The 10,074-nt window shown below is 72.1% G+C and carries 14 protein-coding genes; 7 read left to right on the top strand and 7 right to left on the bottom strand.

What is annotated here, in order from left to right; all coding sequences use genetic code 11:
- Positions 1–113: 113 nt before the first annotated feature.
- A complete protein-coding gene (locus NQ160_RS12290) occupies positions 114–815 on the bottom strand; it encodes a response regulator transcription factor (RefSeq protein ID WP_257515518.1) in 702 nt (233 codons plus the stop codon).
- 105 nt (positions 816–920) lie between these two features.
- Between NQ160_RS12290 and NQ160_RS12285 the strand changes: the two genes are divergently transcribed.
- The 3 genes from NQ160_RS12285 (at position 921) to NQ160_RS12275 (ending at position 2,744) form a co-directional block, all read left to right on the top strand.
- On the top strand, positions 921–1,310 hold the full coding sequence (locus NQ160_RS12285; RefSeq protein ID WP_257515517.1) for a nuclear transport factor 2 family protein: 390 nt from the start codon (positions 921–923) through the stop codon (positions 1,308–1,310).
- A gap of 110 nt (positions 1,311–1,420) precedes the next feature.
- Positions 1,421–1,900, top strand: coding sequence for a pyridoxamine 5'-phosphate oxidase family protein (locus NQ160_RS12280; protein ID WP_257515516.1), 480 nt, complete (start codon positions 1,421–1,423; stop codon positions 1,898–1,900).
- The gene (locus NQ160_RS12275) at positions 1,893–2,744 is read left to right on the top strand and encodes an SDR family NAD(P)-dependent oxidoreductase (RefSeq protein ID WP_257515519.1); all 852 of its coding nucleotides are present in this window, start codon (positions 1,893–1,895) and stop codon (positions 2,742–2,744) included. The genes NQ160_RS12280 and NQ160_RS12275 overlap by 8 nt, the downstream gene beginning before the upstream one ends.
- A gap of 57 nt (positions 2,745–2,801) precedes the next feature.
- Here NQ160_RS12275 and NQ160_RS12270 read toward each other — a convergent pair whose 3' ends face one another.
- Entirely contained in the window at positions 2,802–3,134 is a 333-nt protein-coding gene (locus NQ160_RS12270) for a hypothetical protein (protein WP_257515515.1), read from the bottom strand.
- A 76-nt stretch (positions 3,135–3,210) separates the two neighbouring features.
- Between NQ160_RS12270 and NQ160_RS12265 the strand changes: the two genes are divergently transcribed.
- Positions 3,211–3,528 (top strand): hypothetical protein, encoded by a 318-nt coding sequence (locus NQ160_RS12265; RefSeq protein WP_257515514.1) that lies wholly within the window; start codon positions 3,211–3,213, stop codon positions 3,526–3,528.
- Between the two features lie 32 nt (positions 3,529–3,560).
- On the opposite strand, the gene msrA is transcribed toward NQ160_RS12265, so the two are convergent.
- On the bottom strand, positions 3,561–4,115 hold the full coding sequence (gene msrA / locus NQ160_RS12260) for a peptide-methionine (S)-S-oxide reductase MsrA (protein WP_257515513.1): 555 nt from the start codon (positions 4,113–4,115) through the stop codon (positions 3,561–3,563).
- A gap of 144 nt (positions 4,116–4,259) precedes the next feature.
- On the bottom strand, positions 4,260–5,393 hold the full coding sequence (locus NQ160_RS12255; protein ID WP_257515512.1) for a helix-turn-helix transcriptional regulator: 1,134 nt from the start codon (positions 5,391–5,393) through the stop codon (positions 4,260–4,262).
- A 143-nt stretch (positions 5,394–5,536) separates the two neighbouring features.
- On the opposite strand from NQ160_RS12255, the gene NQ160_RS12250 reads away from it, so the two are divergent.
- The 3 genes from NQ160_RS12250 to NQ160_RS12240 all read left to right on the top strand — a co-directional run bounded on the left by NQ160_RS12250 (position 5,537) and on the right by NQ160_RS12240 (position 8,773).
- Entirely contained in the window at positions 5,537–6,910 is a 1,374-nt protein-coding gene (locus tag NQ160_RS12250) for an FAD-binding oxidoreductase (RefSeq protein WP_257515511.1), read from the top strand.
- A gap of 99 nt (positions 6,911–7,009) precedes the next feature.
- A complete protein-coding gene (locus tag NQ160_RS12245) occupies positions 7,010–7,393 on the top strand; it encodes a PPOX class F420-dependent oxidoreductase (protein ID WP_257515510.1) in 384 nt (127 codons plus the stop codon).
- A 93-nt stretch (positions 7,394–7,486) separates the two neighbouring features.
- Positions 7,487–8,773: a M18 family aminopeptidase gene (locus NQ160_RS12240; protein WP_257515509.1), complete on the top strand. Its 1,287-nt coding sequence runs from the start codon at positions 7,487–7,489 to the stop codon at positions 8,771–8,773.
- Between the two features lie 42 nt (positions 8,774–8,815).
- Here the strand turns inward: NQ160_RS12240 and NQ160_RS12235 are convergent, their stop codons facing one another.
- The 3 genes from NQ160_RS12235 to NQ160_RS25000 form a co-directional block, all read right to left on the bottom strand.
- Complete coding sequence (locus tag NQ160_RS12235; protein ID WP_257515508.1) at positions 8,816–9,349, bottom strand: GNAT family N-acetyltransferase; 534 nt, start codon at positions 9,347–9,349, stop codon at positions 8,816–8,818.
- Between the two features lie 30 nt (positions 9,350–9,379).
- Positions 9,380–9,865: a tetratricopeptide repeat protein gene (locus NQ160_RS12230; RefSeq protein ID WP_257515507.1), complete on the bottom strand. Its 486-nt coding sequence runs from the start codon at positions 9,863–9,865 to the stop codon at positions 9,380–9,382.
- 43 nt (positions 9,866–9,908) lie between these two features.
- On the bottom strand, positions 9,909–10,074 hold a 166-nt coding region (locus NQ160_RS25000; protein WP_374113653.1), incomplete at its 5' end, for a putative glycolipid-binding domain-containing protein.

Here is a 10,074-nt window from a genome sequence, read left to right as displayed (position 1 = left end):
CGTGATGATCGCGACGACGGCCGCCGAGGCCAGCCCCACCCACAGGCCCGCCCGCAGCGCGGCCTGGTTCACCCGCCGGCGGTCGGCGGCGGTCGCGGCATCCCTCCGCCTGCTCATCGGGGGGCTCCCGCACGGTAGCCGCGGGCGCGGACGGTCTCGATGATCTCGGGGGTGGATTTGCGGCGGATGTAGTGCACGTACGTGTCGACGGTGGCGGCGGAGCCGCCGGGGAAGACGGCGTCGACGATCTCCTCGCGGGTGAAGACATGCTCGGGGCTGGAGGTGAGCAGCTCCAGCAGCGCCGTCTCGGCCTGGGTGAGGGCGACCCGCCCGGTGGCGGGGGAGTACAGCGCCTGGGCTCCCGGCGTGAAGACCCAATCGCCCAGCTCCCGGCGGTCGGCCGGCCCGCGTCCGCGGCGGACGGCCCGCAGGCGCGCGCGCAGCTCGGCGAAGTCGAACGGCTTCACGAGGTAGTCGTCCGCGCCGGCATCCAGTCCGCTTACACGGTCGGCGACGGTTCCGAGCGCGGTGAGCATGATCACCGGGGTGGCGATACGGGCGGTGCGCACCGCGTGCAGCAGGTCCACGCCCGACATGCCGGGGAGGCGTCGGTCGATGACCATCACGTCGTAGCGTCGCCCGAGCGCGAGGCTCCGCCCTTGCTCGCCGGTGGCGGCGTGGTCGATGTCGTACTCGTCGGAGAGCACCTCGATCACCATCGCCGCCGTCTCGGGTTCGTCCTCGACGTAGAGCAGGCGCGGCTTCGCGGCGCGCGGGTCGGATGCCGGTGCGTCGCCCGCTTCGCCCGCCCTCATCCCCGCGCGCTCCGGTGGTTCATCCGCCCAGGCTAGGAGCGGGAGCAGGTGGCCGAAAGGGCGTCGGCCGTTGAGTCCCGACGGCGGGATGCGCAGACTGGCGGCATGGATGTCAACGTCTCGGAACTGCTCCGTCTCGAAAACGCCGGTTGGCAGTCGCTGTGCGACGGCAGCGGCGGCGACTTCTACGGGACGGTGATGACCGACGACGGCCTGATGGTGCTCGCCGACGGCTCGGTGCTCGACCGCGGGCAGGTCATCGCCACCCTCGCTGACGCGCCGGCATGGTCCGCATACGAGATCACCGACGAACGGCTGATCGAGATCGGTCGGGATGCGGCGGCCTTCGTCTACCGGGGACGCGCCTTCCGCGCCTCGGGCGGGCCGCCGTTCCAAGCCGAGATGTCCAGCGTCTACGTGCGCCGGGACGGGAAGTGGCGGCTCGCGCTGTACCAGCAGACGCCGGTGCCCAGTGGGGACAGCGTCGAGCTGTGAGTCGGCCATGAAGCACGCGCTTCCGGTTGTCAACCGGTTCCGTGGCGGCCTCGGGCGCGATGTGATGGCCGCTTACCGCTTCTTATCGCTTAGACGAAAGGACCGCCCCCATGGCTGACACGGGAGAACTGCAGAAGCTCAATGAGCTGCTCAAGAAGTTCCGCTTCGCGATGGTGACCACCCGCGCCGAAGACGGCACGCTCACCGCGCACCCGCTGACGGTGCAGGAGACCGAGTCCGACGGTGACCTGTGGTTCGTGATCGGCCGTCACGCGTCGGCGGCGCAGCACGTGCTGCGCGACCCGCACGTGGGGGTCTCGTTCAGCTCGAACGACGCATGGCTGTCGCTGGCGGGCCACGCCGAGATCGTCGATGACACCGCCAAGCTCAAGCAACAGTGGAACCCCGCGCTCGAGGCCTGGTTCCCGCAGGGACCCGAAGACCCCGAGATCGTGCTGCTGAAGGTCGACGCCGAGAGCGGCGAGTACTGGGACAGCCCGGGCGGCCGGGTCGCGAGCGTGCTGGCCTTCGTCAAGCACAAGGTCACGGGTGAGCGCCTCGAGGGCGAGAACGAGAAGTTCGATCTCTGAGTCGGCGCGCGCGGCGGAAGGCGGGCCGCGCACAATCGTCATCACCGGCGCCAGCGACGGCATCGGCGCAGCCGCGGCCCGGCAGCTGCAGGCAGCGGGGGAGCGGGTCGTCGTGGTCGGGCGCAACCCCGACAAGACGCGCAAGGTCGCCGAGGAGATCGGGGCACCCTTCCACCTGGCGGATTTCGCGCACCTCGACCAGGTGCGCGATCTCGCCGCCGCGCTGCGGGAGTCCTATGAGCGCATCGACGTGCTCGCCAACAATGCCGGCGGCATCTTCGGGCCGCGGCAGCTGACCGACGACGGGTTCGAGGTGACGTTCCAGGTGAACCACCTGGCCGGGTTCCTGCTGACGAACCTGCTGCGGGACCGGCTCATCGACTCGGGTGCTGCGGTCATCCAGACCTCCAGCGTGGCCGCGCAGCGGTTCGCGCGGTTCGACATCGAGGATCTGCAGGGGCTGCGGCGCTACTCCGCCGGGGCCGCCTACGGCAACGCCAAGCTCGCGAACGTGCTGTTCACGAAGGAGCTGCACCGCCGGTTCTCGGGAGAGGGCCTGCACGCCGTGGCCTTTCACCCCGGTGCCGTGGCGACGAGCTTCGCGGGGGCCTCCGACGGGCCGTGGCGGTTCATGTACACCAACCCGATCACGACGCGGCTGCTCACCACGCCCGACGAGGGCGGGTCGCGGCTGACGTTCCTCGCGGCAGGCGTGCCCGGCATCGACTGGCGACCGGGGGGCTACTACGCGCGCAACAAGCCGGCGCGCACGAACCCGCTCGCTGCGGACCCGGCGCTCGCCCGCATGCTGTGGGAGCGCAGCGCCGAGATGGTCGGGCTCTGACGCGGTGACGCGGGGCTGAGCGCTCGCCGTGACCCGCCACCTGCGGCGGTGGGGCGCTCAGCGCTCGCCGTCGCGGGCCGGCCGCACCGTCCACCCCACCCGCACGAGGGCGGCGGCCAGCCGGTGGGACTGCGCGCGCGCGGCATCCACCGACACGTCCGAACACACGTCGATCGCCAAGGGCGGCGGGTCGGCGAACTTCGGGATCTGCACCTCTGCCCAGGCGCCGGGCGCGAGGCCGACGCGGGGGAACGCGGTGCCGGCGTGCTCGATCTCGGCGTCGGCGACGTAGGCGATGACCTCGAGCGCCTCGAGCTTGGTGACCGGCATGTCGACCACGAGCGTCACGGCGTAGGGGCCGCCGGGGGTGTCGCGGGGCGGGATGGTCACCGTGACATCCTCGTCACCGCACACCGAGGGCGCCAGCCCCGATGTCTTCGCGACCGGCGACCCTAGGCTGGCGCGCATGTCCGCACTGAACCTGTTGCGCTCCGCCGCCGGAGCCGCCCTGCTCGTCAACGCCGTCCCGCACGGTGTCGCCGGGGTGCAGGGCACACCCTTCCCATCGCCGTTCTCCGACCCGCCGGGCGTCGGTCTGTCCTCACCTGCGGTCAACGTCGCCTGGAGTGCCGCGAACCTCTTCGCCGGCCGGCTGCTCATGGAGCGCAGCGGCGGTACCGCCGGCGAGCGCGCCGTCGCTGCGCTGGCGGCCACCGGGATGGCCCTCGTGCTGGCGGCGCACTTCGGCAGGGTGCTCGGAGGGTCCCGCCGCGTGCGCCGGTAGCCGACGGGCGCGGACGGGCTCGGGGTTGCCGCTCAGTTCACCGCGTCTTCGCGCTTGGGGAGCACCCAGCCGGGACGCACGAAGTGGCAGGTGTAGCCGTGGGGGATGCGCACCAGATAGTCCTGGTGCTCGGGCTCGGCCTCCCAGAAGGGACCGGCCGGCTCGATGGTCGTGACGACCTTGGCGGGCCAGATGCCCGAGGCATCCACGTCGGCGATCGTCTCGCGCGCGATGTGCTCCTGCTCGGGAGTGAGCGGGAAGATCGCCGAGCGGTAGCTCGTGCCGATGTCGTTGCCCTGACGGTTGAGGGTCGAGGGGTCGTGGATCTGGAAGAAGAACGCCAGGATGTCGCGGTACGTCGTCTGGGTGGGGTCGAAGACGATCTCGACCGCCTCGGCGTGGCCGGGGTGGTTGCGGTACGTGGGGTGGTCGTTCTGGCCGCCGGTGTAGCCGACGCGCGTGCTGAGGACGCCGGGCTGGCGGCGGATGAGGTCCTCGACGCCCCAGAAGCAGCCGCCGGCCAGGACGGCCGTCTCGGTGCCGGGCGTGCGGGTGATGGCTCCGGTGTCGGTGGGTCCGCTGGTCATGTGCGTGCTCCTCGTTCGTGTCGGTCTGAAGTATCTCAGCCCGGCGGGTGGTCGCGGGTGGCGCCATCGGTCGCGGCGTCATAAGGGGCAACGGATGCCGGGTCCGTTTTGGTCCCGCGAAGCTGGAAGCAGGCCGTGAATCGGTCACCGGTCGGCAGGGGGACGGACCGCGGCGGACGCCGGCGGATCCAGCGGGCGCGGCGGATGGTGGTCGAACGACACCCGGGAGGCGAGCTCGCGGCGACTCGCCACGCCCACTTTCGCGAAGATCGACTTCAGGTGATCCTGCACCGTGTACGGCGACACCCGCATGGTACCCGCGATCGCACGGGTGTCCGCGCCCTGCAGCACCAGCCGGAGCACTTCGCCTTCGCGCGCCGTCAGCCCGTAGGCGGCGCCGACCAGGTCGATGACGTCCTGCGGGTGGGCGTGCTCGATCGTCACGACCACGTCGCCGCTTCGACCCTCGCCCGCCAGCGGTGCCGCCTGGAGCAGCAGCCACACCCCGTCGCCGCGACGCATTCGAAGGCGTGGCATCCGTTCCGCGTCGCCGCGGGCCACCCGGCGCACCGCCGTCACCAGCGCCTGCACCGATACGAGCGGGTCGCCCGGTGCGCTGTCGGCAGCGAGGCGCTTCATCGCCGCTGCGGCGGCATCGCTGCACTGCACGATGCGGTCGCGTGCGTCGACGACGATGACGGCAGGGCCGACCGATGCGGCCTCGTCGTGCCGCGCGGTGCCGGCGAGAAGTCCCGTGCGGATGCCTCGGGTGAGCGCGGGCGCGAGAGCGGCGAGAAATCCCGTCTCGGCGAGCGTGAAAGGGCGGTCATCGGCGCTGCGGAACAGCGCCAGCCCGCCCCAGGGGCCGGTGCGGTCCGCCAGCAGCACGCGTGCCTCGTCGTGGAACCCGAACAGCGGGGTCATCAGCTCGCTCATCCGCGGGGAGCGCTCGATCACCCCGGAGGTCGCCGTGTGCGCGGTCGCCACCACTTCCCCTCGAGCCAGCAGGGCCCGATAGGCGGTGGGGTCGTCGCGGCCGTACTCGATCTGCGCCCAGTCCCTGTCGCCGTCGTTGCGATCCGCCAGGGCTCCCGTCTTCAGCGCGCCGGCGACCATCGCGGTTGTGGGGTCGATGGTCGACAGGCAGGATGCCGCGAACCCCACCGCCCTGCCGAGCGCGTCGATGGCCTGCGCGGCGAAGGCAGGCAGCGCGAAACCCGCGCGGGACATGACATCGATCTCGTCGCGGGCACGACGGTACGCAGGCGCAGAGGCCATGTTGCTCAGTGTGCCGCCGCCGCCCGGCCACCGCCAGACCCCCCACCCTTCTGGGAGTGACAGGCGCGGGCGGGTTCTGCGAGGGTGGCCTGGTTCTCAGTGGGCGCATCGGCGTCCACCCGGTCGATCCGAATGCACCCGATATGACTCTTCCCGCCCCTCTCCTCGACGGACCCGCCGCAGCCCTGCGCGCTGCGCTCGCGGAGCGTGTCGTGCTCGCCGACGATGTCGAGTACGACGCTGCTCGGCTGGCCTGGAACCGTTCCGTCGACCGGCATCCTCTCGCCGTCGCCCGCCCCGAGAGCGCGGAGGACGTGGTGGCCGTCGTGCGCGCCGCCGCATCGGCGGGTCTGCGCGTGCTGGCGCAGTCCACCGGGCATGGCGCCGCCGCACTGCGAGGGGCGGACCTGTCGGACACCGTCATCGTCGATCTCTCCCGGCTGCGCGGGGCGAGCATCGACCCCGAGGCCCGCTCGGCGCGGGTGCTCGGCGGCTCGACGTGGAACGATGTGCTGGCTGCGGCTGCGCCTTATGGGATGACGGCGCTGCACGGCAGCGCCGGTGACGTGTCGGTGGTGGGCTATGCGCTCAACGGCGGGGTGTCCTTCTATGCCCGCGCCCACGGATTGGCTGTGGGAAGTGTGACGGAGGCGCAGGTGGTGACCGCCGACGGTGCGCTCGTGCGAGCCGCCGCCGACGAGAACCCCGATCTGTTCTGGGCGCTGCGCGGCGGTGCTGGGGCGATCGGCATCGTCGTGTCGATGCGTCTGGCGCTGCTGCCGTACGCCGACGTGTTCGCCGGAATGCTGCTGTGGGACGCCACGCGCACCGCCGAGGTCGCCCACGCGTGGGCGCGATGGACGGCGACGGCACCGGAATCCGCGACGACGGCGCTGCGGGTGCTGCACCTGCCGCCCCTGCCGGAGTTGCCTCCGTTCCTCAGCGGGCGCTCGGTGGTCGTGATCGACGGGGCGATCCTCGAGACGGATGCCGCGGCATCCGCGCTGCTGGACCCGCTGCGGGCGCTCGCTCCCGAGATCGACACGTTCGCGCGCATCCCGGCGCCGGCGCTCATCGGCGTGCACATGGACCCGCCCGAGCCCACCCCGTCTGTGTCGGCCGCGACGATGCTGGCGGACCTGCCTGGCGAGGCCGTCGACGCGTTCGTCGCGGCGAGCGGGACGCCGGGGATCTTCATCATGGAGCTGCGCCATCTGGGGGGAGCGGCAGCGCGGCCGGCCGAAGGGGGCGGTGCCGTCTCGGCAGTGGCGGGGGAGTATGTGGCCCATGCCATCGCCGTGGCGCCGGTGCCCGAGGCGGTGCCGGGGGCGGAGGACGCCGTCCGCGCCGGCATGGCGCAGCTGGAGCCCTGGCGGTCGACGGGCGTGGCGCTCACCTTCGTGGATGAGCCGGGGACCGACCGGGCGCCGGCCTTCGGCGACGGACTCGTCCGACTGCGGGAACTGAAGCGGGCCTTCGACCCGAATGGGATGCTGCTGGGGGCGCATCCGATCTGATCGCCCTGCTGGTTCTCGTGGGGGCGGGCTGGGGGACGGGCGGAGGTGCGGGCCGGAGGGTGGCCCCGGCTCCGTCCGGCGTCGGGGGACAATGGACCCATGTCCCCTGCGCTGAGCGAGATCGCCGACTCCGAGTACGTGCTGCTGACGACCTTCCGCAAGACCGGGGTCGCCGTGAGCACGCCGGTGTGGGCGGCACCCGACGGGGATGAGCTGCTCGTGACCACCGGCGGGCAGTCGGGCAAGGTCAAGCGGCTGCGTCACACCGAGCGGGTCACACTGACGCCGTGCGACGTGCGCGGCAATGTCACCGACGGCGCCCCCACGGTCGAGGCCACCGCGACCGTGCACGACGACGAGGCGACCATGGCGCGCCTCGACCGGGCGCTCAACGCCAAGTACGGCATCAAGTACAAGATGATCCGCGCCGGTCAGAAGCTGCGCCGCGGTCAGAGCGATTCCGTCGCGCTCGTCATCCGCTGACGGTCCCGCCGGCGCCGGCGCCGACCGCCACGACGCCGGCGATGCCCCGCGAACTACGATCGAAGCACCGCCCGCCATCTGAGGAGTCCCGCCGTGCCCGCAGCCGCTGACGCACTCGCCCACGCCGACGACCTCGCCGCGTTCGTCGCGGCGTCGCCGTCGAGCTTCCATGCCGCGACAGAAGTGGCCGAGCGCCTCGTCGATGCCGGGTTCTCCAGGCTCGACGAAACCGAGCCGTGGCCGGATGCCGCCGGCGGTCGCTTCCTGGTCGTGCGCGACGGTGCCGTGATCGCGTGGGTCGTCCCCACGAGCGCGACGGCGCAGACGCCGGTGCGCGTCTTCGGGGCGCACAGCGATTCCCCCGCGTTCAAGCTCAAGCCGCAGCCGACGACCGGGTCGCTCGGCTGGCTGCAGGCGGGCGTTGAGGTCTACGGTGGCCCGCTGCTGAACTCGTGGCTCGACCGCGAGCTGCGCCTGGCCGGCCGGCTCGTGCTCGACGACGGCACGTCGGTGCTGACGGCGACGGGTGCGCTCCTGCGCCTGCCGCAGCTGGCGATTCACCTCGACCGCGAGGCCAACGACCACCTGGCGCTGGACAAGCAGACGCAGACACAGCCGGTGTGGGGCCTCGGCGAGGCGGACTCGGCCGACCTGCTGGGTGAACTCGCGCGCGAGGCGGGGGTGGATGCCGCCCGCATCCGCGGCTACGACATCGTCACCGCCGACGCCGCCCGCGGCCAGGTGTTCGGCCGCGACGACGTGTTCTTCGCCTCCGGGCGGCTGGACGATCTGGCATCCGTCCACGCCGGCGTCGTCGCGTTGGAGCGCGCGGCAGACGGCTTCGACGCCGACCACATCGCGATGCTCGCCGTGTTCGACCACGAGGAGGTCGGGTCGGGCACGCGGTCGGGTGCGGCAGGACCCTTCCTCTCCGACGTGCTGGAGCGGGTGTGGCTCGGGCTCGGCGCCGACCGCGAGGCCCAGCTGCGCGCGATGGCCGCCAGCTGGTGCGTCTCGAGCGATGTGGGGCACGCCGTGCACCCGAACTACCCGCAGAAGCACGACCCGGTGGTGCGTCCCAAGTTGGGACAGGGCCCCATCCTCAAGATCAACGCGAACCAGCGGTACGCGACGGATGCCGTGGGAGCCGCGGCCTGGAACGGCTGGTGCGCCGACGCCGGGGTGGCGTCGCAGGAGTTCGTCTCGAACAACGCGGTGCCGTGCGGCTCGACGATCGGTCCCATCACCGCGACCCGGCTCGGGATGCGCACGGTCGATGTCGGCATCCCCATTCTGTCGATGCACTCCGCGCGGGAGCTCGCAGGCGTCAGCGACCTGTGGGATCTGCAGCGGGTGGCCGAGGTGTTCTTCCGCGGCTGACGCGATGCGCCGGGCGCCGGTGCCGCGTGTGTCAGAGCGGCCTCAGGCGCGGGGGAGCGGGGCGACGTCGGGAGTCGGATCGGTCGCGAGACGGGCGTGCAGCTCGACGTCGAAGCGTTCCTCGCCGTAGCGGAGCTTGGCTCGCTCGAGGCCTTCGCGTGCGAATCCCGCGCGCGTGGCGACCCTGCACGAGGCGGGGTTGTTGACGCGGTGGCCGAGCTCGAGCCGGAAGAGCCCGGCGTCTGCGAACGCCCAATCCGACGCGGCCGCGAGCGCGCGGGTGGCAAGGCCGCGGCCGCGGGCGGCGGATGCCAGCCAGTACGACACCCACGCGGTGTCATGGCGCCGGTCGATGTGGGTCAGGGCGACGCTGCCGACCGGGACACCTTCGTCGACGATCACCCAGACACGCTGGGCGGAGCCCGAATGCAGCGACCGGGCGATGAACGCACGTGCATCGTCGGGGGATGCCAGCTCCTCCACCGGCAGCTGGGTGACGAGGTCGGGCGTCGAGGCCACCGCGTCGACCAGCGCGGGCGCGTCGACCGCGGTCCAGGCGCGCAGCAGGGTGGTCATGCGATCAGCGTAGGGGTGTGCAACGCCGGGTCAGGAGCCGGTGAGGGCGGCCGCGTAGGCGCGGATCGACCGGTTGTAGCGGGGGAGTGTCGGCTCGACCGCTTCGATCGCGACGCGGAGGGCTTCGTCGTGGCGGCCCGCACTGTGCAGGGCGAGGGCGAGGAACACCGCCGGCGCCGACCCCACCGACGCGTGCGACGGGGCGTCTTGCAGCATCGTGATGGCCTCGTCGATGCGGCCGAGGTTGCGCAGCGTCGAGGCGTGCTGCACCGCGAGCCGTGCGGCGCGGGCGGGATCGGTGACTGCCAGGGCCGCCGCTGTGGCCGCGGCGTACTGCTCGTCGGCATCCGCTTCTTCACCGGCGGAATCCAACGCGCCGCCGAGCTCGAAAGCTCCCAGCGACGGATGAGGTGCGGCGGATGCCAGCACGCGCATGCGGTCCACGCGCTCGCGGTCATCGATCGTGTCGTCCGCCCACAGAGCGGCGACCTGCTCTTCCCATTCGGCGGGGTCCATCCCGCCAGCGTATTCCGCGGTGGAATGACGCTCGAAACCCGCGTCACGCGTCGGTGTAGAAGCGCCAGGCCAGCCCGGGGTAGTCGACGACCATGCCGTTGTGGTCCACCGAGAGGTCGGAAGAGAAACTGCGGTCGCTGTTGGCATACGTGACCGTGCGGCGGCCGTCGGTCTCACGGGAACTGTAGGTCTGCTCGCTGCGGCTGACC

It is taken from the genome of Microbacterium sp. zg.Y909, from assembly GCF_024626565.1.
The sequence above is the reverse complement of the archived record's forward strand: the minus strand, read 5'-3'. Positions and strand labels throughout refer to the sequence as shown.